Here is a 25376-nt window from a genome sequence, read left to right as displayed (position 1 = left end):
TTGGGCCGGATCGAGTCGACCCGGCACGGAACATGCAGTTCACGGGCCGTTAGCTCAGTTGGTAGAGCAGGGGACTTTTAATCCCAAGGTCATAGGTTCGATCCCTATACGGCCCACCAGCGATACAGCGCTCGTGCGCTGCATATAGCCCCCATCGTCTAGTGGCCAAGGACTCCGCCCTTTCAAGGCGGCAACAGGGATTCGAATTCCCTTGGGGGCACCATAAGACCGCAGGTCACAGGCCTGAAATTCCCTGTTGCGTGCTTGAAATCGGGCAACAACTCATGCCCTCCTGAGAGGCATGCAGAGGGCAAAACCGCAGCGCAGAGGCCATTTCGCTTCATGGCGCTCCTTTTTGGTGCCCAGAAATCCCTGTTGCTGCGAGTCGGCCTGCGACGCCGCCTGTTGCCCGATTTGGTGCCCAAGTCGGTGCCCAAGGTGAGATGGCATAAAAACTACTACAGTTGTCGGTAACTGTGGTAACTTATATGCCATGAGGATACCTTCGGACATGGAGCTCGCGCGCGCGACAGCCGCATTCGAACGTGCTGGCGGAGTGCTCGGCACCTCCGAAGCGCTTGCTGCAGGCATCGAGGAGCGCACGCTCTACTGGATGCGTGATGCCGGTCTCGTCGAGCCGCTCTCCCGGGGGGTCTACCATCTTTCCGCAATGCCCCTGCCCGCATACCCCAGCGTCGCCGCCGTCCTGAGGCGTGTTCCCCGCGCCGTCCTCTGTCTGGTGAGCGCGCTCGAGTTCCACGGAATCGGGACGCAGATCCCGGCCGCTGTGCAGATCGCGCTGCCACGGGGAGTCAAGGCTCCGAGGATCGCTTACCCGCGCATCGAGCGGTTCTCGATGAGCGCCGAGGCCATGGCGGCCGGCGTCGAAGAGCACGACATGGACGGAACGCCCATCCGCGTGTTCGATCTCGCCAAGACCGTCGCCGACTGCTTCAAGTACCGCAATCGCATCGGACAGGACGTGGCCATCGAGGCGCTGCAAGAGACGATCCGTTCTCGTCGGGCGACGCCCGCACAGGTGATGCGATACGCCAAGGTCGACCGTGTCGAGCAGGTCATGCGTCCGTACGTCGAGGCACTGATGTGAGCGTGGGGACCGCGATAGAGGTGCGCCGCCAGCTGAAGGCTCGCGCAGTAGAGCTTGACCTGGACTTCCAGCAGGCGGTTCTCTACTACGCGATGGAGCGGTTCTTGTTCCGACTGTCGCAGACGCAGTGGTCGGAGCGTCTCGTGGTCAAGGGCGCCGTGATGCTGCGCGTGTGGGACGCCGCAGTCGCGCGGCCTACCCGTGACATCGACTTTCTCGGGCGCGTCGACAACACCCCGGAGGCGATCCGCGGCATCGTCGCCGAGTGCCTCGCGATCCAGCTCGACGATGGTCTCGCGTTCGAATCTGAGATCCACGCCGAGCCCATCATCGTCGAGGGTCGGTATCCTGGTGTCCGCGTGAAGGTCGCGGGTGACCTGGGCGGGGCTCGGTTCGTGCTTCGGCTCGACGTCGGGATCGACGACGCCGTCGTGCCGGATCCTGGTTGGGTCGACTACCCCGTTCTGCTGCAGGATGAGTCTCCGAGGATCCTCGCTTACCAACCCGCCACCGCCATCGCCGAGAAGTTCCAGGCGATGATCGAGATCGGTCTGGCCAACAGCCGGATGAAGGACTACCACGACATCTGGATGCTGTCGCGCACTCTCGAGTTCGTTGGCCAGGATCTCGCGGACGCCATCCGCGCGACGTTCGAGCGCCGCGCGACGGAGCTGCCAGTCGAGACACCTTCCGAACTCACGAGCCAATACACCGGGCAGCCGGAGACGTCGCGGATGTGGGACACGTATCGGAAGGGGTTCCCGGAGCCAGCGGGGGACCTGCCGAAGGATCTCCAGGAGATTGCCGACGCTATCGCCGCATTCGTGATGCCCGCCGCCATCTCGGCGGCCAGCAGTGTGGCCTTCGACAAGACGTGGACGCCCACGTCCGGATGGGCGCAGGGAAGCTGACGGCTCGGAGGACCGAGTGCCACCCGGCGCTTCGATATCCCCCGGACTTGTCGCCCGATTTGTCGCCCAAATACCTGGTGACTGTTGGTACTCGTTGGTACCTATTGGGACTCGCCGCAGCTCCGCTGTACCAACGAGTCCCAACGAGTCCCAATAGTCACAAGCACTTTCAGGATTCGAATTCCCTTGGGGGCACCACAAAACCGCAGGTCAGAGTGCCTGAGTAGCCCGATTTCGAGTGCGAAATCGGGCTACAAGTATCTTCGGGGGCGAGAGCGCGTGGGGTGAAGGCGCAGCTCAGAGGGTGTGTGGAAGCCTTGATGCGCTCCAACAGCCAGCTTCCGGCCGAGAAGCGACCACAATCGTTAAACGAATCAGATAGCCAACCGATGATGTCGTTAATGACTCACTGAGTCGTTCACTCCCACGTCGCATCGTGCCAACCCTAAGTGCACCTCATCTCACCAGTGTCTCGAAGCTCGCCGAGCACGCGCACGACCCAACAGCATGAGGTTGCACTCGCCCCACATACGAAGGACTCCGCCGCAAGCGCGGCGGAGTCCTCGCAGCTGACACCGGCGCATCTGAGCCGGTGACTGCCGTATGTGCTACATGCCGAGGATCGTCTTCACTCTTGTCTCGACTGCTGTGCTCAGGGCGCTGGAGCCGCCGAAGAACCTGACGGCTTCGATGTCTGCCTTGTTCGCCTCAAGCGCTGCCTCAGCGTGGGCGTCGAGCGCATCCGGGGTCGTCAGCAGCATCACGGTACGCTGCAGACCGGCTACCGGGCCACCTGCAAGCGCATCGGGGAACGAAGCGCCGCTTGCGATGCCAACGCCGTCCCACAGCAGGCCCGCGTCCACACCCGCCTGCGCGATCAGGGCCGCTGTCTCGTACCGGTTCGCGCCACCCTGGCGGTCGACATTGTCAGCTCCAAGCTTGCCTTCGACGTACGCCTGAACCGCAGGAGTGACTGCGCTCGTCCCACCAAGGATCATGACGTCCGTGGTATCCACGGGCAGGTATACCGAGTCGGTGCTGGCAAGCAGCACCGGCCAGTCGAGTCCCGCAGCAAGCGGAGCGCCTGCGAGTGCGTCCGGGTAGTTGGCGCCCGTTGCCACCAGAGCTGCGCCGCTATACGTGTCACCAAGGATGTCGATGACCCGGGCCGCCACGGCGCGCGAAGTGGCGTAGCGGTCGGCGCCGGCCAAGCGGAATACGTACCCGTCCACCAGCCCGTAGAGCTCGTCTTCAACGGCTCCCGACACCGCGCTTGTTCCGCCCACGATGTAGACGTACTTGGCGCCCAGGCGCTCGACCTCGGCCGCCACCTCGCCCGGTACGGCATCCGGAGCGGTCAGGAGGACCGGGCCGGCAACAGCGCCCGCTAGCGCTGAGGCGCACAGCGCGTCCGGCCAGTCTGCGCCGGTGGCGAGGACCACGGTATCGGCCCCGTACGGGAATGCCTGCTCGGAAACGGCAACTGCCGTGCTGTATCGGTTGTCACCGCTGAGACGGTCGCTGCCGGGATCGACCGGTGACTCGAGGCCCACCACGTAGACCTGGTCGTAGTCGCTTACCTCCTTGGCCGGTGAGACATCTCCTGTGCCCGCCGGGTCGTAATACGCGGCGCCGAGGGTTCTGATGTCTCGCCCCTGCTCCCAGGAGAACGCAAGCCACTTGCCGTCTCCGCTGAGGGAGAGATCGTAGATCTCGCTGCCCGGGGAGGAGCCATCAGCCGTGACGATCACTCGCTCGAACTTCCCGGTGGCCATGTCCCGGACGTAGACGTCCTGGGCGTCGTTGGTGTCGTCGGCGACGTGATCGCGACCGGAGAAGAACGCCACACGCATGCCATCATCGCTGATGGTCCCGCTGCGCGCGCCACGGTCGGGCGAGAGCGCTGTCTCGGGTGTCTCGCTCGCCCAGAGAAGCTGCTCATCGATCACCGACCACACGTAGACGTCCGAACGTTCGTTGTCGTCATCAGGCACGAGATCCACGTCCGTCGTGAACACGATGAACGCACCATCTCCGGTCATCTGCATGTCCTCAAGACGATCGCCGGGCGAGGACCCGTCGCCGGTGATATCGGCATATGTGTACTCGCCGGTCTCCATATCGCGGATGTAGAGATCTTGCTCGCCGTTCGTGTCCTCTGGGACCAGGTCGCGCCCCGTGTAGATGCCAACGTAGCGGCCATCGTCACTTACTCCCGCGCATCGTGCGCCGCGGTTGGGCTCCAGGGCGGATGTCGGCGTCTCGCTCACCCATACGAACTCGTCGGTCGCCACGGACCACCCGTATACGTCCGTTCTGCCGTTCGTGTCTCCCGGAACAATACCGTCCCACCTGACTTCGATGGTCACGAACTGCCCGTCGCCGCTGATGCGGATCTCATCGACGTTGTCGCCCATCGGCGTTCCATCGCCCAGCGGGTCAAGCAGCGTGTACTCGCCGGTCTCCATATCGCGGATGTAGAGATCCTGCTCGCCGTTCGTGTCCTCAGGGACCATGTCGCGGCCTGTGAGAAACGCCACATAGCGGCCACACTTGCTTATCGCCGACGATCGCGCACCGCGATCAGGCTCCAGGGCGCCCGAAGGCGTCTTGCTCGCGAGGTACGTGGTCGACGCGATGGTGTCTCGGACGAACACGTCCCGTTCGCCATCAATGAAAGTGTTCTGATCGTCCGGGGAGAGGTTGGACGCGCGCGAATCGAATGCCACGTAGCGCCCGTCATAGCTGATGCTGATGCCCCGGCTCGAGCCGTCACCGGGATCGCCTGCGGGGGAGGCGCTCACCAGGTCCGGTCCAAGGTACCGCCACCATCCTCCGTATGCTGCGCCCGGAGATAATGCGAGCAGCATCACGACTGCTATCGCGAGTGCGACCACGCTCCTCGCTCGCCGATGTCGTGATGTGGCCGTCCGTCGGTTGCCCATGCACGCCTCCTTCTCTTGTGAGCTTTGGTCACGATCCAGCGCAGGGCCATACAGCGTGTGTGCCGACCGTCGCTAAGGCTCCCCCGCATATCCATGCGATTCCCAAAACCTGGATGCTTCAACCGTATGCCGTCGGTGTCGCTGCCGCGGACGTTCGTGTTCGTGGACTCGCCGTCGCCGCCTCCCGTTTGAACGTATCAGCCTCTCGACTGAACGCACAGGAAGGTGTAGAGTTAGCATGTACTAAGTCGGCGATACCGCTGACACGGCACAGCACTGATCGGGAGGTGGCAGCCATGCCACGAGGCGATGGTAGTGGACCGATGGGGCAAGGCCCCATGACAGGACGAGGCGCTGGGTACTGCGTCGGCCCCGCAGACGTGCCTCCGGCACGCGGGTTCTTCGGGCGCGGCCTGAGGCGAGGCGCAGGCCGGGGTTTTGGTTTCAGGGGCGCCGGTTACGGCCCCGCCGCTCCTGGTTCCTACGACCCTGAAGCCGAGAAGCGTTTCCTGAGCGATCGGGCAGACGCCTTGAGCGCGGAGCTCGATCGCGTGAAGAGGCTGCTCAAGGACACCGGATCGTCAGATTCATAAGGCCGTGCACGATCTCGAATGGCCCGGACCACACAGGAGAGTCGATATGCCCAGGCGAGGACCAAGGAGAGGGATGTGGGGCAGAGGTATGGCCTCGGCCCTGCCCCAGCACGCTGCAGGCGATACGCTGCTCGCGCTCCGTACGGGCGAGATGGCGCGGATCGCCGAGATCCTCGGCGGTCCACAGCTCGAAGCCCGGCTGGGCAATATGGGCCTGCGGCTTGGCAAGCAGGTCACCAAGGCAGGCGCGATGCCTGCCGGCGGACCGGTCACGGTGGAGTGTGATGGCTTCCGAGTGGCCCTCGGGCGCGGGATAGCCGGCCGCGTGAGGGTGGAGCCACTGCAGGACCCCTCGGCTCCCGCCGGGCGTGAAGGCGCGAAGCCGTGAGCCGCCAGGCGGGCAGCATGACCCCGAGCGCCCCTGCATCCGATAGGGGCGCTCTTCGTGTGCTGCTGGTGGGCAACCCCAATGTAGGCAAGAGCGTCGTCTTCTCGCGCCTCACCGGGGTGGGCACGATGAGCTCCAACTATCCCGGCACCACGGTCGAGTTCCTCGAAGGCGAGATGCGCCTTGCGGGCGCCCGGGTGCCGGTGATCGACGTACCGGGCACCTACAGCCTCGAGGCGACGTGCGCTGCCGAGGACGTGGCCTGTGAGATCGTGGACAAGGGCGGCGTCGTGCTCAACGTGGTGGACGCCACGAATCTTGAGCGCAACCTTGCCCTGACCCTGCAGCTCCGGCAGCGTGGCCTTCCCATGGTCGTTGCCCTGAACCTCTGGGACGAGACCAAGCACCGCGGCATCACTATCGACCACGAAGCGCTCTCGCGCCGCCTTGGCGTGCCCGTGGTGCCCGTCTCGGCCATCGCCGGTGTAGGCATCAAAGAGCTCGTCGACGTGCTGGAAGCGGTCGCCGCCTCGGACGCGCCCGAGCCCCGGGCGCCGGGCGACGTCTGGTGCGAGATAGGCTCGATCATCTCCGAGGTGCAGCACATCGAGCCGAAGCGGCACACGTGGCGTGACCTGCTCGAAGAGGCCAGTGTCAGGCCGGTGAGCGGCACGATCATCGGTGCCGCGGTCATCGTCGCGGCCTTCGCGTTCATCAGGTTCGTCGGCGAGTCGATCATCGGGCTGGTGATGGACCCGCTGTTCGAGGGACTCTGGATGCCGGTGGTCTCAAGCCTGTCCGAGGCGCTCGGAGGCGGCGGGTTCGTCCACGACATCCTGGTGGGCAGCTACGTGATGGTGGATGGTGCGCGCACCCTCGACCTCGTGCAGTCCTTCGGCCTGCTCACAACGGGCCTCTACGTGGTGTTCGGCATGGTCCTCCCGTACGTGTTCGCGTTCTACAGCGTGCTCGGTCTGATGGAGGACGCGGGCTATCTGCCGAGGCTCGCGATACTGCTCGACAGCCTGATGCATCGCCTGGGACTGCACGGCTACGCGGTGATCCCGCTCCTGCTCGGCTTCGGCTGCAACGTGCCGGGCATCCTCGCCACGCGCGTGCTCGACACTCGTCGCGAACGCTTCATCGCCGCAACGCTCATCTCGATCGGCGTACCGTGCGCCTCGCTGCAGGCGATGATGTTCGGGCTGTTGGCGCCCCACGGCCTGCAGTACGTACTGCTCGTGTACGGGATCATGGCGATCGTGTGGTTCGTGCTCGGCAACATCCTGCGGCTCACGAGCAAGGACTTCCTGCCGGAGATCATCCTGGAGATCCCGCCATATCGGCGGCCGTCGTTCACCACACTGTGGAAGAAGCTCGCCATGCGCCTCCGCGGTTTCTTGCTTGAAGCGGTGCCGGTGGTGCTCGTCGGAGTGGTGGCGATCGATCTCGTCTACATGAGCGGCGCCTTCGAGGCGATCGCTGGTGCGGTCGAGCCCCTCATGGAGCAGGTGTTCGGGCTTCCGGCGGAGGCCGCGCTGGCACTCGTCCTCGGCTTCCTGCGCAAGGACGTTGCCGTGGGCATGCTGGCGCCGCTGGCTCTCGCGCCGCTGCAGCTCGTGAAGGCCTCGGTCCTGCTCACGCTCACATTCCCCTGCGTGGCCACCTACGCCGTGATGCTGCGCGAGCTGGGGTGGCGTGATACAGCGAAGGCGACCGGGCTGATGGTCGCGGTCGCCCTCTCGGCCGGCGTCGTGATGAACCTCCTGTTCTGAGCGGGCGCCTTGCCGGGCATACCAGGTGCGTGAAGGGTGGTGCGTGAGCATGTCGGAGACATCCGCTCCCAGGCACGTCTACGGTCCCGTCCCCTCCAGACGGCTCGGTCGATCGCTCGGTGTCGATCTCGTGCCCTACAAGACGTGCACGTACGACTGCGTGTACTGCCAGCTTGGCCGCACCACTCATCTCACGATCGAGCGTCGTGCGTATGTCGACGTGGACATCGTGCTCGACGAGATCGAGCGCGCGCTCGCGCGCGATCAGCAACCCGACTACATCACCCTCGCCGGCTCAGGAGAGCCTACGCTCGACCTGGGCATCGGGGAGATCATCGCCGGCATCAAAGGGTTCACGGAGGTGCCGGTGGCGGTGCTCACCAACGGGTCGCTGCTGTGGGTGCCGGAGGTGCACGACGCGCTCATGGCCGCGGACCTCGTGGTGCCCTCGCTCGACGCTGGTGACCGCTCGTGGTTCCACCGGGTCAACCGGCCCCATCCGGCGATCGATTTCGACACGATGCTGGGCGGTCTGGAGGCGTTCACCAGGGTGTTCCCGGGGGAGGTCTGGCTCGAGATCATGCTGCTCGCCGGTACCACCGGCACGCCGGAACAGATCGCTTCGATCGCCGATCGCGTGCGCAGGATCCGTCCCGACCGCGTGCAGCTCAACACCGCCTGGCGTCCTCCCGCCGAGGCAAGCGTGCACCCCGTTCCCGACGTGCGGCTGGAGCGGTACGCGAGCGCGTTCCCGGGTATCGTCGACATCGTGGCCGAGCGGCCGGAACACCTGTCCGAGGGCGGCGGCAAGGCCGCCATCGAAGACGAGGACATCTTCACCCTGCTGGAGCGTCGGCCCTGCACCCTGGAGGACATCGCCGAAGGGCTCGGAGCGCACGTGGCCGAGGTGCTCAAGCGTCTCGATGCGCTCAGGGTGGCCGGGCGTGTCACCACGTCTGCGCGTGAGGGCCGGACCTTCTGGATTCCGTCCTGACGTGACATGGGGGTGGGGTAGTATCTGGGTGTGCACGTGACCTGCAACGAACCCAAGGGAGATGTCGACCATGGCCGAGACGGCCCCTGACGGACCGCCTGCCCCTGAGAAGCGCGGCTGCTTCACGGTGGCGCTCGGCATCGCGCTCGTGCTCGTCGGCATACCCATGCTCGTCTGCCCCGGTCCCGGTATGGCGGCGGTGGCCGCGGGCATCGGCATGATCGGCGTCGGTCTCGGCCTCAAGCGGAAAGCGGAGGAGTGATGGAGGCCCGGTCCAGCGTGCACATCGGCCAGCCACCGGAAGCGGTGTTCGACTTCATCTCCGATCCGGCGAACGATCGAGCATGGCGTTCGCACCTCGTCTCCTCGCGAGGCGACATCACCGGCGCGGGAGACCGTGTCACGCACACCTACTCCTACCAGGGCCGAACGGCTACGACCGAACTCGAGGTGACCGAGTACACCCGCCCCGAGCGGCTGACTCTCGCTATCCGCGACCCCGCGAAGATCCGGATCTCGCTCGGCTGTCGCGCCGAGGACGGGGGGACACGCGTGACCGCCTCGATCCGTGGCGAGTTGCCTCTCGCGGCCAAGATGTTCGCAGGACGGATACAGCGGGAGGCGGACCAGCTGGTACGCACCGATCTCGCGGGCCTCAAGCGGGTCCTGGAGACACCCTGACTGCTATCATGCAGATGAGCGCCCATACCATTCACGCGAGTATCCGGACCTCCTGCACGCGTGAGTGCTGACGTCCCGCGTCGATGGGAGGGGGAGCATGAGCGGTAGGCTTGCGGTCGTCCGCGCGATCCTGGCATGCGCGTGCCTGCTCGTACCGTCTGTCACCTCGTGCAGCGCGTCTGACGAAGCTCCCTCGGCTGAGCCGGCGCAGGTGCGGCTCGGCCTCAGTCGCGAGAACCTCTCAGCGTTGGCGTATGTGGCCGACAACGAGGGCATCTTCGGCGAGCACGGGCTTGACGTGGAGCTCGTGGAGTATTCCAGCAGCCAGATTGCACATGAAGCGGTCGTCACCGGTGAAGTGGATGCTGCGCTGTGCGCTGACACGCCCATCGTGCTTGGCGCACTCGCCGGGCACCCGGTGACGATCATCGTCACCGTGGCGACCGACAGCAACGACATCCGGATCGTGGCCCGTGCCGATGCCGGGATCTCGCGCCCTGAAGACCTTGCCGGCAAGCGTATCGGTACGCGCAAGGGGACCGCCGCTCACTTCTTCCTGCACAGCTTCCTGATCATGAACGGCATGTCCGAGCCGGATGTTGACGTCGCATTCGGGTCGTTCGAGGCGGTGACCGAGGCGGTGATCTCTGGCGAGCTCGATGCAGCCGCTCTCAGGCAGCCGTTCATCTCACAGCTCGAGGAGGCGCTCGGTGACGAATTCGTGCTTTTCGAGGAGTATGGTCTGTACGGCAAGACGATGAACCTGTGCGTCAGCAACGACACCACGCTCCCGGACGACGTGCAGGTGAGGTTGATACGCTCGCTCGTGAGCGCAGAACGACTGATGCTCGCGGATTCGTCAACCAGGCCGGCCGAGTACGTAGCGTCCTCCCTCGACATAGATATCGATGACCTCTGTGATTGAATGTTCTCCGAGGGGGCGGTCAGCCTCAGCCAGGCGCTCGTGATGACCCTGGAGGACCAGGCCCGCTGGGCGATCAGCGCCGATGTCGTTGCCGATCCCGTCCCGTTCGACGCGCTGGCTCTGATTGAGACCGGGCATCTCGACTCGGTCGACCCCGACAGGGTGAGCGTCATCAGATGAAGATCCGCGATCGCATCCTGTGGAGCGTGGTCACGGCCATCGCGATCGCGGTCGCCACATCGGTGGTGCTGTGGACGGGCCTCGATTCTGTGCGAACGGCCGTGGAGCGCAACGACGCGGTCGCCTCCGCGCTCAACCAGTGCTTCGAGCTCTCAGCGCTCACTACCGACTATCTGGTCTATTACGAGCCGCGCGCGCAGCGGCAGTGGACTGAGAAGCACGACAGCCTCGGGGCGGCGCTTGCGGCGCTCGACAACGATGTCGCGCGAGACGAAGTGATCCTTGAGCGCGTGAGGGAGCGGCATGTCGAGGCGGAACAGGTGTTCAATGACATCGTCGAGGCACATGCGCGGGGCGAGAGCGGTGAGTTCGGCCCCGAGGTGTCTCGTGAGCTTGAGATCCGCCTGACGGCGCGGCTCTTGATCGTCATGCAGTCGATGGTCTCCGATGCGGTGACGCTTGGCGAGCACTCGTCCGTGGCGGCGATAGAGGCGCAGACCAGGACGACCAACATGGTGCTCGTGATCGCGCTTGGCGCGGTCGTGGTGATGGGGGGCATCGGCGTGTCCACGCTCTTCACGGTCGTGCGGCCGCTCGAACGGCTACGCATGGCCGTGCACGAGGTGGGCCAGGGTGACCTGGACGTGCGAAGCGGCGTTGACAGCACCGATGAGGTGGGCGATCTCGCCACTGCGTTCGACGGTATGGTGGGCGCGCTTCAGCGTTCGTACGAGCAGCTGGAGTCGGAGATCAGCGTGCGCCGAAACGCCGAGGCGGAGCTGAGCGAGTACCGCGACCACCTCGAGCACCTGGTGGACGAGCGTACCGAGGAGCTCTTGAGGCTCAACGAGGACCTTACCCGTGCAACGCGCGCCAAGGATGACTTCCTCGCCTCGATGAGCCACGAGCTGCGGACCCCGCTGAACTCCATCATCGGCTTCACGGAGATCATGCTCCGGGGTCTTGCCGGCGACCTCAACGAAGAGCAGCGGCGGCAGCTCCGCATGGTGCACGAGTCGGGGCAACAGCTCCTGCTCCTGGTGGACGACGTGCTCGATCTGGCGCGCATCAACGCTGGGCATATCAAGGTGAGCGCCGAGGAGTTCTCGCTGGTGGAAGCGGTGAGCCGGCTGACGGAGATGATGCAGCCGCTCGCAGTCGCCAAGGACCTCGATCTCTCCTATCGCTTCGACGGCAACGCGCCCTACGCGATACGCAGCGACCGCGGGAAGATCGATCAGATCATGCTCAACCTACTGTCCAACGCCATCAAGTTCACCGAGGAGGGCTCGGTGCTGGTGGTCGTGCGTCCTCACGGCGACTCGATGGTGGCGCTGGACGTCATCGACACGGGCATCGGGATCCCGCCCGAGGAGAGGGAGTCGATATTCGAGCAGTTCCACCGCGGCCATCATGATCTCGCCGCCACCCACCCGGGTACCGGTCTGGGGCTGCCGATATCGAAGCGTCTTGCGGAGGTCCTCGGGGGCCGTCTCGAGGTAGAGAGCGGCAACGGTGACGGGTCGGTGTTCACCCTTGTGGTGCCGATCGCTCATCCCTCTGAACGTATCGAAAACGGATAGAAAAGAAGGAATCCGTCTTGGCAAGAGGAAATCCCTCTTGTAACGTGGCGTTACAATGCTCGGCCTCGGGAGGGAACATGGGCGTCTACTATCTGGATGAACGGCAGTTCACCGCGTTCGTCACTGCGGTGATCCAAACGAAACGCGTGGTCGGACCTGTGGCACGTCGTGCCAGGTTCGCGTACGAAGACCTGGAGAGCGCTGACGACCTGCGGCTGGATTTCGACGTCACCATCCTGCCGCCGAAGTCAGTGTTCTTCCCGCCGGCACAGGCGATCGCCCGCTTCGATGGCGATGAGGTCTCGAGTTGCATCTGTCCGGTCGACACCGTGCTCTTCGGCGTGCACTTCTACGACGTGAAGGCGATCGACCAGCTCGACTTCCTGTTCCGCGAGAACAACGCCGACTGGGACTACCTGTGCCAGCGCGAGGCCACCACGATCGTCGGCTCGAACATCCAGGCGGTGTCATCGCGCGCATTCTGGGATTCGGTGGGCACGGAGGTCCAGCCGCTGGGCCACGACGCGTTCCTTACCAAGGTCGGCTCCGGCTACGTGTTCGAGACCCGTACTGCCAAGGGCGAGGCGCTCCTGGAGTATGGCGACTTCCGCGAGGCCACGCAGGACGAGATCGCCGAGGCCGAGCGTGTGAACGCCGCCGTCATGGGCACGTGTCCCGAGCGGCTCGCCTACACCACCGAGGAGATCGCCGAGAAGGTCCGCGACTCCTTCGGTAACGAGAAGATGTGGGACGAGCTGGCCGAGCGCTGCTTCTCGTGCGGCTCGTGTAACACGGTCTGTCCCACGTGCTACTGCTTCGACGTGGTGGACTCCTGGAACCTCGACCAGAAGTCGGGGTCGCGCACGAGGTATTGGGACGCGTGCCTTACCCGGGAGTTCGCGGCGGTGACCGGCGCAGGCGGCTCCAAGGAGAACTTCCGCGAGCACCACAGCTCGCGGTTCCGCCACCGGTTCATGCGCAAGACGACCTACCTCAACGACAAGCTCGGCGGCCCGGCGTGTGTAGGCTGCGGGCGCTGCTCGCAAGCGTGCACGGCCGATATCGCCGACCCTGTCCGAGTCATCACCAAGATCATGGAGTGGACGTCATGAGTACCCAGACGATGCAGTCCAACGGATGCCAGTGCGAGCAGGAGAGCCTCTTCCTGCCGCGGAAGGCGAAGATCCTTCACACCGCCCAGCCCACCGCGAGCGAGAAGCACTTCACGCTCCAGATGGTGGACGGCGAGCCGTTCGAGTTCGAACCGGGGCAGATCCTCGAGGTGGGCGTGATGGGGTTCGGCGAGATCCCCATCGGCATCGCCAGCTCACCCACACGCACCGGGACCTTCGACATCGTGGTGCGCACCGTGGGCCGAGTGTCCACCGCCATCAACACCAAGGATGTGGGCGACACGCTCATGGTCCGGGGGCCGCTCGGCCACGGGTTCCCGCTTGAGAAGCTGCGGGGACAGGACGTGCTGATCGTGGCTGGCGGTATCGGGCTGTGCCCCACGCGGAGCCTCATCCAGTACATCCTCGACACGCGTGAGGAGTTCGGGCGATTCGTGCTGTTCTACGGGGCGCGCGATCCGCTGCAGTTGCTGTTCACCGAGGACCGCGTGACGTGGCGCGCATCCAAGGTCATCGAGTACCACGAGACCGTGGACCGCGCAGACGTCCACTGGACGGGCAACGTGGGCGTCATCCCCACGCTCTTCAAGAAGGTCAACATCTCGCCCGACACGCGCGTGGTGATCTGCGGTCCTCCCGTCATGTTCAAGTACGTCATCGCCGAGTTGGATGCCATCGGCATCTCGCGCGAGAACATCTACGTGGACCTGGAGCGGCGGATGAAGTGCGGTGTGGGCAAGTGCGGCCACTGCCAGATCAACGACAAGTACGTCTGCGTGGACGGCCCCGTCTTCACCTACGCGGAGATCGAGTCGCTCGAGGAGGCGATCTGACATGTCGAAGCCCAAGCTCGCGTTCTTCGATTTCGCCGGGTGCGAGGGGTGCCAGATCGAGTTCACCAACCTCGGCGACGAGGTGATCCTCGGACTGCTGGAGCACGTGGATATCGTGGAGTTCCGCGAGGCCATGACCGAGACCACCACCGAGCGCATCGATATCGCGCTCGTGGAGGGCAGCTTCACGATGGAGAAGGACCGCGAGCGGCTGCGTGACATCCGCAACCGTTCGCGCATCGTGATCGCCTATGGCGCGTGCGCTTGCACCGGAGGCATCAATGCGCTGCGCAACCACCAGGACGACTATCACGAGTGCGTGTACGGCCCCGACGCCCGCATGCCGCACCTGCAGAGCGGCCCGGCGCTGCCTATCTCGGCCGCCATCAAGGTCGACTATTACGCGCACGGCTGCCCTGCCAGCAAGGACGAGCTCGTGCGGATACTCTCCGCGTTGCTGCACAACGACCGGCCGCTCATCCCGTCGTATCCCGTGTGCGTGGAGTGCAAGCGCAACGGCACCGTCTGCCGGTTCGACGAGGGCGACTACTGCATGGGGATGGTGGCGCGCGCCGGATGCGGCGCCCCGTGTCCCGCGCTCGGCATACCTTGCGAGGCGTGCCGGGGCTTCGTGGACGAGCCCAACCTGCGGTCGCTTGAGACCGTGCTCATGGAACGCGCCGGCTTCAGCCAGGAGCGCGCGATCGGCAAGTCCCGGATGTTCACGGCCAACCTGAGGAGTTAGCGCCATGCTTCAGAACGTAGACATCGACATCCATCACCTGACCCGCGTCGAGGGCCACGGCAACATCGTGGTGAACGTCACCGACGGCACGATCGAGACGTGTGAGTGGCAGGTTCCCGAGAACCCGCGCTTCTTCGAGGCGATGGTGCGGGGCCGTCACTACACCGAGGTGGCGCGCATCACCAGCCGCATCTGCGGGATCTGTGCCGTGGGGCACACACTCGCCTCCGTCACCGCTACGGAGGCGGCGCTCGGCATCGAAGTGACGCCCCAGACACGGAAGCTGCGCACGGTCCTCAAGCATGCCGAGAACTTCGACAGCCACGTGCTGCACGTGTACCTGCTTGTGGCGCCCGACCTGTTCGGCGCCCCCTCGGTGTTCCCGCTCATCCCCACGCACGGCGAGGTGGTGGTGCGCGCGCTGCGCCTCAAGCGCCTCGCGCACGAGTGGGGCTCGCTCATCGGCGGTCGTACCACGCACCCCATCACGGTGCTGCCGGGCGGCTTCTCCAGTCTGCCCTCCGCGCGCGACCTCAAGGCGATGCGCGACCGGCTGGTCGACGCCGTGCCCGACCTCGAGGCCACGGTGGAGACGATCCTCTCGGTAGCCGACAAGCTTCCCGCGTTCGACCGTCCCACCGAGTACATGGCGGTTGCCGAGGACGGGCAGTACGGCTTGTTCAGCGGTCGTGTCGAGACCGTGCTCGCCGACGGCGACCGCGCCGTCTACGACGTGAAAGACTACCTGGACATCACCAACGAGTACGTGGTGCCGCAGTCCACGGCCAAGCATACGAAGAACCGTCTCCGCAGCTACGCTGCCGGGGCGCTCGCGCGCTTCAACGTCAACTACGACCAGCTCCATCCCGAGGCCAAGAAGGTGGCCGAGACGCTCGGATTGGCGCCGGTGTGCGCCAATCCGTACATGAATTCGGTGGCGCAGGTCGTGGAATGCGTGCACGCGGTGTACGAGAGCGTGCGGCTGATCGACGAGCTGCTGGAGGAAGGCCTGAAGGATGAAGGCCTGGTACAGCCGACCCGATATGACAGCGGCGTGTCGGCGGTGGAGGTGCCACGCGGCATCCTCTATCACGACTACAGCTACGACGAGGACGGTCTGTGTACCCGTGCGAACTGCATCATCCCCACCAATCAGAATCACGGGAACATCCAGGTGGACTTCGAGGAGCTCGTGCCGCAGCTGCTCGAGGCCGGAGCGCCGGAGGACGACATAGCGCTCAAGCTCTCGATGCTGGTGCGCGCGTACGACCCCTGCATCTCGTGCTCCACGCACCATCTCGACGTGGAGTTCGTGCGGTAGTCAGTGACGGCATCAGTGCGGTCGCCCGTCTGAGCATCGGCGGCGTGCGCCGCGTGCGGAGGTATAGATGCGGTATCTGATCGGCATCGGCACGTATATGGGGCTGGACGACTCGATCGGTCTGAGGATCGCCGAGGCGATTGCCGAGCGCGGACTCGAACGCGGGTTCCGGGCCGTCGAGCTGCAGGGCAACCTGCTCGACCTGCTCCACTACCTCGATCCCGGCACAGACTCCGTTCTCGTGGTCGACTCGGCGCGTATGGGGCTCGCCCCGGGGGAGTACCGGTTCTTCTCGCCCGAGGATGTGATCTCGCGCAAGAGGCTCGACGGCATCAGCACCCACGAGGGGGATCTGCTCAAGGTGCTCGACTTCGCGCGTGAGATCAACGTCACGCCTCCGCCGATCACGCTCCTCGGCATAGAACCTGCTGGAGTGGTGCCAGAGATGGGCCTCTCGGCAGAGCTCGAGCAGCGTTTCCCCGAGTATCTCGAGGCCGCCACCGGGTTCTTCGCCAACGCGGTGTAGCGGCCGGGGGGCCACGCCGTCGGCGACGGAGCGTGCTATGGGCAGGATCGCGCGGAGAGCGACAGGAATGGCGGTTCTGCTGACGGCAGCCCTGATTCTCTCCGGCTGTTCGGTGGCGCCAGGCGCACCTGGTGTGGTCCGGGCGCCAGACGAGTCCGCGCCGGTCGGCGCACCGTCCGGTAGCGTCGAAGGAGGAGAGGACATGGCGACCATCTACCTTGCTGGCGGTTGCTTCTGGGGGCTGGAGAAGTACTTCTCTCTGGTGAACGGCGTTGTGGCAACCGACGTGGGCTACGCCAACGGCACCACCGACTCGCCCTCGTATGAGGAGGTCTGCTCCGGACGGACGGGTCATGCCGAGACCGTGCGCCTGGACTACGACCCCGCTGTCGCGCCGCTGCCGTTCCTCCTTGAGCTCTTCTACGAGGTCATCGACCCGGTGTCGGTGAACCGTCAGGGCAACGACGTCGGCACCCAGTACCGTACCGGCATCTACTACACGGATCCCGCGGAGCGCGCGGTGATCGACCGATCGATAGCCGCATTGCAGGAGGGATACGACCGGCCCATAGCCATCGAGGTGGCGCCGCTCGCGAACTACTTCTCCGCCGAAGGCTATCACCAGGACTACCTGGAGAAGAACCCCGGCGGCTACTGCCACATAGGGCTCTCCGATTTCGAGCATGCCAGGAGTGCGCGACCCGCTGAGGAGCATTTCGCCGAGTAGGGCCGCGGGAGGCGTTCGGTTGCAGGGATGCGGTATGGTTGTCGGCACATGTATGGTGCCTGGCTCAGGGGGAGGCGGTCATGGACGACAGCAGCTGGGATGGATCGCTCGCAACGGGCGACCCGGTCGTCGATGAGCAGCACCGCGAGATCCACAAGATCCTCGAGTACGCCGAGACGGCCGACGATCGTCCGGAGGAGATGATGGCCGTCCTCGAGCGTCTCATGGACCACGTGTACACTCACTTCGCCACCGAGGAGGACCTCATGGAGGCGACATCCTACACGGGGCCTGCGGCGGACGATCACAAGGCCGACCATCACCGCCTCACCGATGAGGCGCGCGGTGCGGTCCTCGGGCTGCGCAGCGGCGAGATCACGAGCATGCGCCCCCTCGTCGCGATGTTGCAGGACTGGCTTGCCTCACACGTGCAGGACCACGACCGCGTCTTCATCGAGCACGTGAGGGCTGTCCGCGCCGGGGGCGAGTGACCGTTGAGTCGCTGCGGTGCGCTGCTGCGGCGCGACCGCGCCCGCTCCTGCTACAATAGCGCCCGCACCTCATCGGGCGATTAACTCAGCGGGAGAGTGCCTCCCTTACAAGGAGGAAGTCGGGGGTTCAAATCCCTCATCGCCCACCAGCACCTTCATGGTGGAGCCGGGCCATGCCCGGCTCTCCGTCTGTCTACGCCTGCTGTAGGATGAGCGCATGCCGCAGCAACTCATACTCCCCGCGATCGTCATGTCGCTTGCGTTCGTCCTGTACACCGCAGGTGTCTGGTCGGAGCGCGTCCAGCGCGACCTCAAGGGCTGGCACGTCGTACTGTTCTGGCTCGGCATCGTGTGCGACGGTACCGCCACGTACCTGATGCGGCTGCTGGTGATGATGGGGGAAGACCCGGGTGTGATCCACGGCGTCACCGGTCTGGCGGCGTTCCTGCTGATGCTGCTCCATGCCCTGTGGGCTACGTGGGTGTTCCTGCGAGGCCGACCGGAAGCGCGCGAAGGCTTCCATCGCTACAGCGTCGCGGTGTGGATCGTCTGGCTCGTGCCGTATCTCGGCGGCATGGTGGCCGGCATCGCACGCGGGGCGGGCGGGTAGGCTCTCCTCGCCGGAAGGTCCATGCAGCGGCGCCTCGCTACTGCGCTTCCTGCAGCATGAACTCGCGCGCTGCCTCCTCGCCGCTCACGTGACACGTTGCGCAGTAGGTGGGGTTGTGGCACTCGAAGCACGCGCTGCCGCCCGAGTCACGCACCGACACCCAGTGTTGATCGATCCAGCTGGTGCCCGGCGTGCTGTCCGGATGGTGGCAGGCGTTGCAGAACTCGTTGCCGGCCACCTCCTCCTCGCTGCGCGCGTGGCACGTTGCACAACTCTGCGGATTCGACAGGCCGAGGTCGCCGTGGTCCTCCGAGAAGCCGGCCGGATGTGGCATCTCAACGCCGTGGCAGTCGGTGCAGTACTGCTTGAGATGGCAGGTGTAGCAGGTGTTCACCGTCCGCTCGTAGCCGAGGTCCTCAGGCGCCTCGCTGTGGTGGACCTCCTCCAGCCCGGCCACCCACTCCTCAGCCTGCGCCACGCGTGAGGCCTCCTCGGTGTAAGCGGCTGCGTGGCCTCCGCTCTCGCCGAACGCCTCGTACCAGCCTGCGGCGTCATGGCTCGCGGGGATCAGGTCGAACTTCTCCGTGTGGCATGCCGAGCACTCGCCGGGGGCCTCGGCACTCGCTTCGAGTCCGTGACAGCGGTAGCAGGCATCCATCACCATCCAGTCCTCGTGATGCCGGTTGCCCTCCTGCTGGTACTCGATGCCTTCCTCGGGATGCGCCACCCGGTTGTGGCACGACGCACAGGTGATGCCCCGGTCGGTGTGCGCAGCGTGGTCGATGATGATGCCGTAGGACGCGTTGACCTCACGAGTCCCGAGGTCGTGGCATTGGGTGCAGAACTCGTCGCCCATCTCAAGCGCTACGGAGTGGTTCTCGTTGAGCGGCATCGGGTAGGTGCCGAGCACGGTGGGGATGAGGTCGGGCGCTACCTCGATCTTGGCGAGTGTGAGTGCGATGAGCCCGCCCTCGAACGGCTCATGGCACGCGGCGCACGACATCATCACATGCGACCCCGCGTTGAACGTGAGTGTGTTGTCGTCGTGCACGTTGTGGCACGGTTGGGTGCAGAACCAGTTGGTGGATGTAGCGGTGGTGCTGCCAAGCACGAATCCGAGGAACGCGATGATGAGTACTCCGAGCCACATCATGCGCTGCGGTCGTGACGTCGATGCGAACCATCGCTTGAAGGATCTGAACATCCGGACCAACCTACCCCATCCCTTGCCGGCTCACCAGCACAGTGTACCCGAAGAGACTCCGCGCTCGTGCAGGAGTGGAGGACGTGGTAGCGTACTTCGCTTAGTAAGGCGCGTGAGGAGTCTGTTGAGATGTCGCTCCTGCTCGGCATAGTGGTCTTCTTGTTCCTGGTGGTGCTCGCGCACATGCTCGATGCCGTGGGCGTGGGCTATCTGCTGTCGAGCGACGTCGATAGGGTCGCGGATGCGCGATTAGCCGAGGCGCCGTTGTCCATCCCGCTGCTGTACATCGTCGCAGGCCTCGCGGCAGGTGCCGGAGCGGTCGTCGAGTTCCCAGAGCTCGCGCCGCTCGCCAGGTGGGCGATCGGGGTCGCTTTCGCCTCGTTCCTCGTGCTCACGATCTGGGATATGCGGCGACGCCGGGGGACTCTTGCCGTCTACATCCGGCTCCGCCGTCGTGAGATCGGCTCGGCGGAGCATGGCGACGTCATCGAGGTCCCCAAGCTGATGTTCCTCGTGATGAGCCAGCCCACCCCCATCGTGTGGCTCATGACCGGCATCGTGCTGGTCCTCGGTGCTGTCGTCGCGTTCCCAACACACGCGTGGATGGGCGCGCTCGCGCTGGTGGCGCTTGCGGCGCTGCTCGTGTGGCTGTGGGCCCGCAACCGCACCAGCCCCTGGGAGCGCCTGGCGCGCCGCCTTCGCTGGGTGAGCCTCAGGAGCGGCGACGCTCTTATCGAGCGCCTGCATCACGCCCTCGACCTCGATCCCGAGGTCGCCATGCTCCGTCACGAGGCCGATGCGGTCGTGGCGCGGTTCGTGCGCGATCACACCTGAGGCGCTCATACACCCTCAGCATTCCTACGCTTTCTTCATCAAGAAGGAATCGCAACACGTGGTGTTGAATACCAATCCGTGCGAGGCGTATTCCAATGGATGGAGTGAGAAGCGACATGCAGAACCCGACGAACGACGAGAGCCGGGGCATGCGGCTGTACGAAGTGAACCGGCAGCGGGCCGTGGACCGCGCCATAGAGCGGATCCGATACGGCCTCCGCGTCGACTGGCACTACCTCACCATCGAGGACCGGGACAACCTGCGCTGGATCGCGGGCGAGCTCTGGGCCGTGAGCACGCGAGCCGAGTGGGATGCGTTCCGGTTCAGCAAGCTCGACCTGCGGTCGGTCCGTCGCCTGGTGGGTATCGGCGACCGCCTGCGAAGGCATGGCACCAACCGGGCGGCAGCACTCGAGAGCGCTGCAGCGGTCATCGTGGAACGGGTGGCTCCGCCCTCCGGATCGCTCGCATCCGAGGATCCGTCCACCTACGCGAACTGACGCATCTACGCCGTCAGGCGGGCGCCTGGGCGTCCGCGAGCGCGGGACGCAGCGACTCCGCTTCGATGTAGATGCGCGTGCACGCTGGATACGCGCCCATGAGGTCTGCCTCGATGCGCCCGATGGCGTCGTGGATCTCCTCAGTCGTCGATCCACCCCTGAACTGCACGCCGAGATTCACGAGCAGCGCATACGGCCCGATATACATCGTCAGGATGTCTCCCACGCCCTCGACAGCCGGATCGCCGAGCACGCGCCGACGGATGTCGGCCAGCGTCTCCGGGTCCACGCCCTCGCCGAGCAGGAGTCCCTTGGTCTCGAACGCCAGCACGAAGGCCACGCCCATGAGGATCGCGCCGATCGCCACAGACGCGACACCGTCGAGATACGGATTGCCGAGCAGGTGGCCGAAGAAGACACCCAGGAACGCGAAGACCAGACCTGCCATGGCAGCGCTGTCCTCGAGCAGCACCGTGAACGTGCTCGGGTCCTTCGCGCCACGGATGTACTCCCACGCCCCCTTGGTGCCCTTCACCTTCAGGAACTCGCGCAGCGCGACACTGAAGGTGTAGCCCTCAACAAGCATGGCGATACCGAGCACGATGTAGTTGGCTGTGGGGTCGGACGTGGGCGCACCCGGGGCGACATGCCTGATGTGGGAGATGCCTTCGTAGAGTGACATCCCGCCACCGATGCCGAAGATCGAGACCGAGACCACCAGCGTCCAGAAGTACAGCGCCTTGCCGTGCCCGAAGGGATGCTCCTCATCGGCGGGACGCTTCGCGCGGTTGATCCCAAGCAGCAGCAAGCCGCCGTTGCCGGTGTCCACAAGGGAGTGGATCCCCTCGGAGATCATGGCCGAGGAGCCGGTGATCCCGGCAGCCACGAACTTGATCACCGCGATGATGAAGTTGCCAACGACCGCCGCCACCACTGCCGTCTTCGATCCGCCGTGCGTCGCCATCGATGGCTCTCCTTACGATCGCGTATGTTCGACACCGCTCGGGCATGAGTGATGCCGATGATGATACCGCGTCGAGGTGCCCGTCACAGTCGGATGTACTGGCCGTTCCTGAAGATCCGCTTGACGCCACGCAAACGCAGAGAGACGTGGCACACGGTCGGCTGCTCGAGCGTGACGATGCCGTGTCTCCGGACGCGCAGCAGCAGACGATCCGGTTTCCACAAGGGGGAGAAAGGTACCGTGCCGGTGGCGGTTCCGCACTGCCGGCGGGTCGGACGGGCATGTCGCATCATGTAGTGGCCCATCAGGCGAAGCATACTACATGAGGGGTCGGCAGTCACCCGGATCTGCCCCGTGCGCCTAGTCCGCCAACTCCTCCGGCAGTTCGAGCGGGAGACCGCACGCGTCGTAGATCCGCTGCTCTGCGAGCTCGATCGGGCCAAGATCGACGGTCACGCCAAGCGCCCTCACGCGCTCCGCCGTGGTGTACGTGACCGTGACGGCGTTGCAGAGCGTGATCTCCGACTGGGCGCCAGATGGCAGGTACAGCGGCTCAACGGTCCCATCAGGATACACGCGCATGTACATGCTGCTCGCGGAGGTGTTGCCGTGGGCGCGGTCGGAGAGGATCGGATAGACGTACCTGAGGTACTCAAGGATCCCCGGCACGACCTTCTCCGCGCGCTTGGCCATCCCGTTGAAGCTCAGGCGTGTCCAGCGTTCGTACTTGGGTTGGTCCTCGCGCTCGGGCATCTTCTGTCCCGAGAACGCGGCGAGGAGTTGCTCGGCGTCGGGCAGCCGACGGTTCTCGAAGCGCAACCACTTGAGGGGGAGCTGCTCGGGGTCGGTGGAGATGTACGACAACGTGACCATGTCCTCCACCATGGCCCGCAGCAGCGTCTGGGCCTCGGGGGCCCAGCCCGTCTCGCACAGGAGCAGCACGGCGGCCAGGTTGCGCGCGCATCGCACCAGGAAGATGGAGGCGAGGAAAGCGCCGGGAGTGTTGTCAAGCTCGAGTCCGGCATCGAGCGGCGCACGCAAGGCATCGAGGACTGCGTGCGTCTCCGCCATGACGACTGACCGTGTGGACTCCTGGCTGGCTGGGATCTCGACTCCTTGAACGACAGGGGTGTTGGGGACATGATACCCTCAACCGTTCGCCCGAACCCTTGAGAGCAGGACCTTCTTGACCGAACCGTTGCCCGTCACCATCCACCAGGCCGAGCTGGCGTCGACCAGTCTGCGGTACGCGGAGTGCGGCGATGGGCCACCGCTCATCATCGTGCCCGCCACCATCAGCCTCATCGAGGACTGGACGCCGATGATCCAGTTCGTGGCTCAACGCTATCGCACGTACTTCTTCGAGATGCCGGGCCACGGCGGGAGTGCGCCCCTCCAGGACGGCTTCTCCAGCGCCCGCCTGGCCGACGTCATCGGCCAGCTCGCGGACCACGTTGGCGCGGATCGGTTCGCCCTTCTCGGCTTCTCATTCGGCGGCATCCTCGCGCTGCGGGCGCTGCAGGCGCACGGCGACCGTGTGACGAAGGTCGGGCTTCTCTCGCCGTGCGTGAGCAACCGGGCCCTCACACGACCCTCGCTCGACCGCGCACTCGTGTCCACCGTCACGGCGGTGCTGGAGCGACGACTGCCGCGGCACACGCTGGCGCGCCTCTTCGCGAGCGAGCGGGCGGTCCGGCTGTTTGCGTGGTTCATGCAGGATGTGGGTGGCTTCGAATCGCCCACAGACTTGCGCGCCCGCCTCATGTCGTACTCGGAGTCGACGATCTGGGTGCTGGCCGCACAGGTGCGCGAGATCCTCACGGTGACCGAGGAGGACCTGGCCGGACCCTACCGGCAGCCGTGCTTCTTCGGCATGTCGCGATTCGACCCGCTGCTCGACTACGCGACCACCGAGCGCTTCGTGCGCGCGAACTTCGCCGACCTTGTTGTGGAGACGTTCGATTGGGACTATCACGCACCCCCGGTGCCGCTCACGTTCGATGATTACGTGCGTGACTACACACCGCTGCTCGAGGCCGACGCTGCGCGTGTGTCCGCAGGTACCGGCACGGGTATCTAATCGGTGTCATATCGCAAAGTATGCTGACTGCAGAAGACCGGCAGGAGGATGATGTATGTCGACGCGCACTCTCATCACGGTGATGTTGGCCGCAACCCTGCTGCTTCTGGGGGGATGCGGCGCCGAAGAACCGGCCCCCGCGCCAGAGCCGACACCCGGGGAAGCGACGGGGCTTGACGGAGAGGCGATCCTGAACGAGAAGTGCGTGGGATGTCACTCGCTCGACACGGTGCTCGCCGAGCAGTACGACGCGGTCGGGTGGGCTGCGGTCATCGACCAGATGATCATGCGCGGCGCCGAGTTGACCGACGATGAGGCGGCGGCGCTTGCGGAGTACCTGTCCCTGCGGTAGGTGGAAGGTGGTTCGACGTGGGACGGGTGCATGTGGGCACCTGCTCGTGGGCCGACAGGACCATGATCGAGGCGTGGTATCCGCCTGACGTGTCGACACCTGCGGCGCGCCTGCGGCACTACGCACAGCGCTTCGATACCGTGGAGGCCGACGCTCCCTTCTACGCAATCCCGGATCGACGGGTGGTCGAGAACTGGACGCGGCGCACGCCGGAGGGCTTCGTCTTCCACGTGAAGGCGTTCGGCATGATGACCCAGCACGCGGTCGATGAGCGGGCGCTCCATCCCGAGCTTCGCGAGTACCCGCATGAGGTCGAGCGCGGCCGCGTGAAGCGTCCCTCCCAGGAGATGGTGGATCTCGCGTTCGACCTCTTCTGCGATTCGATCGAGCCGCTTGAGCGCGAAGGCAAGCTTGGCGGTGTCCTCATGCAGTTCCCGCCGTTCTTCACCGCTCTCGACGATGCGGTCCTCGAGGACAACCTGGCCTACATCGACTACGCACGAGGTCGGCTCGGCAAGCGGCGGATGCTCGTGGAGTTCCGTCATCCCTCCTGGGTCTCCCCCGAACGGGTGCGCGACACGCTGCGGTTCCTCAGCGATCGTGACATCACCTACGTGGGGGTCGACGCACCGCAGTTCCCCACGCACACCACGATGCCGCCGCTCGTGGCGGCCACGTCGAGGGTGGGGTACGTACGGCTGCACGGCCGCAACCGTGACACCTACTTCGCCAGGAATGTGTCCGCCGCGGACCGCTTCGACTACCTGTACGGCCAAGACGAGCTCGAGGAATGGGTCCCACGGGTACGGGAGCTCGCGGAGCAGACCGATGTCACGTACGTGATGTTCAACAACTGCAAGTACGACTATGCGCCTCGCAACGCACGGGAGCTCGCGGACATCCTCGGCCCCGAGCTCGTCAAGCCGGTGACCGGCGAGCACGAGCAGCAGCTGGATCTGGACATCTAGGCCAG

28 protein-coding genes and 3 tRNA genes are annotated in these 25376 nt (G+C 65.2%); 27 read left to right on the top strand and 4 right to left on the bottom strand.

What is annotated here, in order from left to right; translation table 11 throughout:
- The first annotated feature begins 43 nt into the window (after positions 1–43).
- The 4 genes from MSB02_RS05755 (at position 44) to MSB02_RS05740 (ending at position 2019) form a co-directional block, all read left to right on the top strand.
- Positions 44–119: transfer RNA gene (locus MSB02_RS05755), tRNA-Lys, on the top strand.
- A 28-nt stretch (positions 120–147) separates the two neighbouring features.
- Positions 148–223: transfer RNA gene (locus MSB02_RS05750), tRNA-Glu, on the top strand.
- Between the two features lie 288 nt (positions 224–511).
- Positions 512–1108, top strand: a complete 597-nt coding sequence (locus tag MSB02_RS05745; RefSeq protein ID WP_267194278.1) for a type IV toxin-antitoxin system AbiEi family antitoxin domain-containing protein — start codon at positions 512–514, stop codon at positions 1106–1108.
- Positions 1105–2019, top strand: a complete 915-nt coding sequence (locus MSB02_RS05740) for a nucleotidyl transferase AbiEii/AbiGii toxin family protein (RefSeq protein WP_267194277.1) — start codon at positions 1105–1107, stop codon at positions 2017–2019. Before MSB02_RS05745 ends, MSB02_RS05740 begins: the two co-directional genes overlap by 4 nt.
- A gap of 608 nt (positions 2020–2627) precedes the next feature.
- Here the strand turns inward: MSB02_RS05740 and MSB02_RS05735 are convergent.
- Positions 2628–4964: a cell wall-binding repeat-containing protein gene (locus tag MSB02_RS05735; RefSeq protein ID WP_267194276.1), complete on the bottom strand. Its 2337-nt coding sequence runs from the start codon at positions 4962–4964 to the stop codon at positions 2628–2630.
- On the opposite strand from MSB02_RS05735, the gene MSB02_RS10585 reads away from it, so the two are divergent.
- The 18 genes from MSB02_RS10585 to MSB02_RS05645 all read left to right on the top strand — a co-directional run bounded on the left by MSB02_RS10585 (position 4859) and on the right by MSB02_RS05645 (position 18469).
- Entirely contained in the window at positions 4859–5557 is a 699-nt protein-coding gene (locus MSB02_RS10585; RefSeq protein WP_407653150.1) for a DUF5320 domain-containing protein, read from the top strand. The genes MSB02_RS05735 and MSB02_RS10585 overlap by 106 nt on opposite strands.
- A 73-nt stretch (positions 5558–5630) precedes the next feature.
- Positions 5631–5945, top strand: coding sequence for a FeoA family protein (locus MSB02_RS05725; protein WP_267194274.1), 315 nt, complete (start codon positions 5631–5633; stop codon positions 5943–5945).
- Positions 5942–7720, top strand: coding sequence for a ferrous iron transporter B (locus tag MSB02_RS05720; RefSeq protein WP_267194273.1), 1779 nt, complete (start codon positions 5942–5944; stop codon positions 7718–7720). Before MSB02_RS05725 ends, MSB02_RS05720 begins: the two co-directional genes overlap by 4 nt.
- Positions 7721–7769: 49 nt before the next feature.
- A complete protein-coding gene (locus tag MSB02_RS05715; RefSeq protein WP_267194272.1) occupies positions 7770–8714 on the top strand; it encodes a radical SAM protein in 945 nt (314 codons plus the stop codon).
- A 70-nt stretch (positions 8715–8784) separates the two neighbouring features.
- Positions 8785–8976, top strand: a complete 192-nt coding sequence (locus MSB02_RS05710) for a hypothetical protein (RefSeq protein WP_267194271.1) — start codon at positions 8785–8787, stop codon at positions 8974–8976.
- On the top strand, positions 8976–9395 hold the full coding sequence (locus MSB02_RS05705; RefSeq protein ID WP_267194270.1) for an SRPBCC family protein: 420 nt from the start codon (positions 8976–8978) through the stop codon (positions 9393–9395). Before MSB02_RS05710 ends, MSB02_RS05705 begins: the two co-directional genes overlap by 1 nt.
- Before the next feature lie 97 nt (positions 9396–9492).
- Positions 9493–10320, top strand: a complete 828-nt coding sequence (locus MSB02_RS05700; protein WP_267194269.1) for an ABC transporter substrate-binding protein — start codon at positions 9493–9495, stop codon at positions 10318–10320.
- A complete protein-coding gene (locus MSB02_RS05695) occupies positions 10321–10500 on the top strand; it encodes a hypothetical protein (protein ID WP_267194268.1) in 180 nt (59 codons plus the stop codon).
- A complete protein-coding gene (locus tag MSB02_RS05690; protein WP_267194267.1) occupies positions 10497–12083 on the top strand; it encodes a sensor histidine kinase in 1587 nt (528 codons plus the stop codon). Before MSB02_RS05695 ends, MSB02_RS05690 begins: the two co-directional genes overlap by 4 nt.
- Before the next feature lie 77 nt (positions 12084–12160).
- Positions 12161–13195 (top strand): 4Fe-4S dicluster domain-containing protein, encoded by a 1035-nt coding sequence (locus MSB02_RS05685; RefSeq protein WP_267194266.1) that lies wholly within the window; start codon positions 12161–12163, stop codon positions 13193–13195.
- Positions 13192–14049 carry an FAD/NAD(P)-binding protein gene (locus MSB02_RS05680; protein ID WP_267194265.1) on the top strand — a complete coding sequence of 286 codons (858 nt, stop codon included), beginning with the start codon at positions 13192–13194 and terminating at the stop codon, positions 14047–14049. Before MSB02_RS05685 ends, MSB02_RS05680 begins: the two co-directional genes overlap by 4 nt.
- Before the next feature lies 1 nt (position 14050).
- Positions 14051–14794, top strand: coding sequence for an NADH-quinone oxidoreductase subunit B family protein (locus tag MSB02_RS05675; RefSeq protein ID WP_267194264.1), 744 nt, complete (start codon positions 14051–14053; stop codon positions 14792–14794).
- 4 nt (positions 14795–14798) lie between these two features.
- Positions 14799–16115 (top strand): Ni/Fe hydrogenase subunit alpha, encoded by a 1317-nt coding sequence (locus MSB02_RS05670; protein WP_267194263.1) that lies wholly within the window; start codon positions 14799–14801, stop codon positions 16113–16115.
- Positions 16116–16182: 67 nt separating this feature from the next.
- On the top strand, positions 16183–16641 hold the full coding sequence (locus tag MSB02_RS05665; protein ID WP_267194262.1) for a hydrogenase maturation protease: 459 nt from the start codon (positions 16183–16185) through the stop codon (positions 16639–16641).
- Between the two features lie 202 nt (positions 16642–16843).
- Complete coding sequence (gene msrA, locus MSB02_RS05660) at positions 16844–17368, top strand: peptide-methionine (S)-S-oxide reductase MsrA (protein ID WP_267194261.1); 525 nt, start codon at positions 16844–16846, stop codon at positions 17366–17368.
- Positions 17369–17448: 80 nt separating this feature from the next.
- On the top strand, positions 17449–17859 hold the full coding sequence (locus tag MSB02_RS05655) for a bacteriohemerythrin (protein WP_267194260.1): 411 nt from the start codon (positions 17449–17451) through the stop codon (positions 17857–17859).
- 74 nt (positions 17860–17933) lie between these two features.
- A tRNA-Val gene (locus MSB02_RS05650) sits at positions 17934–18008 on the top strand.
- 68 nt (positions 18009–18076) lie between these two features.
- A complete protein-coding gene (locus tag MSB02_RS05645) occupies positions 18077–18469 on the top strand; it encodes an HsmA family protein (protein WP_267194259.1) in 393 nt (130 codons plus the stop codon).
- A 37-nt stretch (positions 18470–18506) separates the two neighbouring features.
- On the opposite strand, the gene MSB02_RS05640 is transcribed toward MSB02_RS05645, so the two are convergent.
- Complete coding sequence (locus tag MSB02_RS05640) at positions 18507–19673, bottom strand: cytochrome c3 family protein (protein ID WP_267194258.1); 1167 nt, start codon at positions 19671–19673, stop codon at positions 18507–18509.
- 129 nt (positions 19674–19802) lie between these two features.
- Here MSB02_RS05640 and MSB02_RS05635 point away from each other — a divergent pair, with 129 nt between their 5' ends.
- A complete protein-coding gene (locus tag MSB02_RS05635; protein WP_267194257.1) occupies positions 19803–20507 on the top strand; it encodes a hypothetical protein in 705 nt (234 codons plus the stop codon).
- A gap of 116 nt (positions 20508–20623) precedes the next feature.
- Positions 20624–21007, top strand: coding sequence for a hypothetical protein (locus MSB02_RS05630; RefSeq protein ID WP_267194256.1), 384 nt, complete (start codon positions 20624–20626; stop codon positions 21005–21007).
- 13 nt (positions 21008–21020) lie between these two features.
- On the opposite strand, the gene MSB02_RS05625 is transcribed toward MSB02_RS05630, so the two are convergent.
- The gene (locus MSB02_RS05625; RefSeq protein WP_267194255.1) at positions 21021–21971 is read right to left on the bottom strand and encodes a cation diffusion facilitator family transporter; all 951 of its coding nucleotides are present in this window, start codon (positions 21969–21971) and stop codon (positions 21021–21023) included.
- A gap of 360 nt (positions 21972–22331) precedes the next feature.
- On the bottom strand, positions 22332–23042 hold the full coding sequence (locus MSB02_RS05620; protein WP_267194254.1) for a DUF5677 domain-containing protein: 711 nt from the start codon (positions 23040–23042) through the stop codon (positions 22332–22334).
- A 115-nt stretch (positions 23043–23157) separates the two neighbouring features.
- On the opposite strand from MSB02_RS05620, the gene MSB02_RS05615 reads away from it, so the two are divergent.
- From MSB02_RS05615 to MSB02_RS05605, 3 genes are read left to right on the top strand one after another with little or no spacing between them, the layout of a single operon-like run.
- A complete protein-coding gene (locus MSB02_RS05615; RefSeq protein ID WP_267194253.1) occupies positions 23158–24051 on the top strand; it encodes an alpha/beta fold hydrolase in 894 nt (297 codons plus the stop codon).
- A 55-nt stretch (positions 24052–24106) separates the two neighbouring features.
- Positions 24107–24403 carry a hypothetical protein gene (locus MSB02_RS05610; RefSeq protein ID WP_267194252.1) on the top strand — a complete coding sequence of 99 codons (297 nt, stop codon included), beginning with the start codon at positions 24107–24109 and terminating at the stop codon, positions 24401–24403.
- Between the two features lie 17 nt (positions 24404–24420).
- Positions 24421–25371: a DUF72 domain-containing protein gene (locus tag MSB02_RS05605; protein ID WP_267194251.1), complete on the top strand. Its 951-nt coding sequence runs from the start codon at positions 24421–24423 to the stop codon at positions 25369–25371.
- Positions 25372–25376: the final 5 nt, after the last annotated feature.

It is taken from the genome of Anaerosoma tenue (assembly GCF_023161965.1).
GTDB lineage: Bacteria > Actinomycetota > Coriobacteriia > Anaerosomatales > Anaerosomataceae > Anaerosoma > Anaerosoma tenue.
This window is presented reverse-complemented; position numbering and strand designations above follow the sequence as displayed.

Bases quoted from the DNA above. Each gene is read 5' to 3' on its own strand.
- MSB02_RS05640 (WP_267194258.1), bottom strand. From the start codon at position 19,673: ATGTTCAGATCCTTCAAGCGATGGTTCGCATCGACGTCACGACCGCAG.
- MSB02_RS05715 (WP_267194272.1), top strand. From the start codon at position 7,770: ATGTCGGAGACATCCGCTCCCAGGCACGTCTACGGTCCCGTCCCCTCC.
- MSB02_RS05725 (WP_267194274.1), top strand. From the start codon at position 5,631: ATGTGGGGCAGAGGTATGGCCTCGGCCCTGCCCCAGCACGCTGCAGGC.
- MSB02_RS05735 (WP_267194276.1), bottom strand. From the start codon at position 4,964: ATGGGCAACCGACGGACGGCCACATCACGACATCGGCGAGCGAGGAGC.
- MSB02_RS05685 (WP_267194266.1), top strand. From the start codon at position 12,161: ATGGGCGTCTACTATCTGGATGAACGGCAGTTCACCGCGTTCGTCACT.
- MSB02_RS05625 (WP_267194255.1), bottom strand. From the start codon at position 21,971: ATGGCGACGCACGGCGGATCGAAGACGGCAGTGGTGGCGGCGGTCGTT.
- MSB02_RS05745 (WP_267194278.1), top strand. From the start codon at position 512: ATGGAGCTCGCGCGCGCGACAGCCGCATTCGAACGTGCTGGCGGAGTG.
- MSB02_RS05610 (WP_267194252.1), top strand. From the start codon at position 24,107: ATGTCGACGCGCACTCTCATCACGGTGATGTTGGCCGCAACCCTGCTG.
- msrA (WP_267194261.1), top strand. From the start codon at position 16,844: ATGGCGACCATCTACCTTGCTGGCGGTTGCTTCTGGGGGCTGGAGAAG.
- MSB02_RS05680 (WP_267194265.1), top strand. From the start codon at position 13,192: ATGAGTACCCAGACGATGCAGTCCAACGGATGCCAGTGCGAGCAGGAG.
- MSB02_RS05690 (WP_267194267.1), top strand. From the start codon at position 10,497: ATGAAGATCCGCGATCGCATCCTGTGGAGCGTGGTCACGGCCATCGCG.
- MSB02_RS05705 (WP_267194270.1), top strand. From the start codon at position 8,976: ATGGAGGCCCGGTCCAGCGTGCACATCGGCCAGCCACCGGAAGCGGTG.
- MSB02_RS05665 (WP_267194262.1), top strand. From the start codon at position 16,183: ATGCGGTATCTGATCGGCATCGGCACGTATATGGGGCTGGACGACTCG.
- MSB02_RS05655 (WP_267194260.1), top strand. From the start codon at position 17,449: ATGGACGACAGCAGCTGGGATGGATCGCTCGCAACGGGCGACCCGGTC.
- MSB02_RS05645 (WP_267194259.1), top strand. From the start codon at position 18,077: ATGCCGCAGCAACTCATACTCCCCGCGATCGTCATGTCGCTTGCGTTC.
- MSB02_RS05635 (WP_267194257.1), top strand. From the start codon at position 19,803: ATGTCGCTCCTGCTCGGCATAGTGGTCTTCTTGTTCCTGGTGGTGCTC.
- MSB02_RS05700 (WP_267194269.1), top strand. From the start codon at position 9,493: ATGAGCGGTAGGCTTGCGGTCGTCCGCGCGATCCTGGCATGCGCGTGC.
- MSB02_RS05675 (WP_267194264.1), top strand. From the start codon at position 14,051: ATGTCGAAGCCCAAGCTCGCGTTCTTCGATTTCGCCGGGTGCGAGGGG.
- MSB02_RS05620 (WP_267194254.1), bottom strand. From the start codon at position 23,042: ATGGCGGAGACGCACGCAGTCCTCGATGCCTTGCGTGCGCCGCTCGAT.
- MSB02_RS05670 (WP_267194263.1), top strand. From the start codon at position 14,799: ATGCTTCAGAACGTAGACATCGACATCCATCACCTGACCCGCGTCGAG.
- MSB02_RS05630 (WP_267194256.1), top strand. From the start codon at position 20,624: ATGCAGAACCCGACGAACGACGAGAGCCGGGGCATGCGGCTGTACGAA.
- MSB02_RS05695 (WP_267194268.1), top strand. From the start codon at position 10,321: ATGTTCTCCGAGGGGGCGGTCAGCCTCAGCCAGGCGCTCGTGATGACC.
- MSB02_RS10585 (WP_407653150.1), top strand. From the start codon at position 4,859: ATGCTGCGCCCGGAGATAATGCGAGCAGCATCACGACTGCTATCGCGA.
- MSB02_RS05710 (WP_267194271.1), top strand. From the start codon at position 8,785: ATGGCCGAGACGGCCCCTGACGGACCGCCTGCCCCTGAGAAGCGCGGC.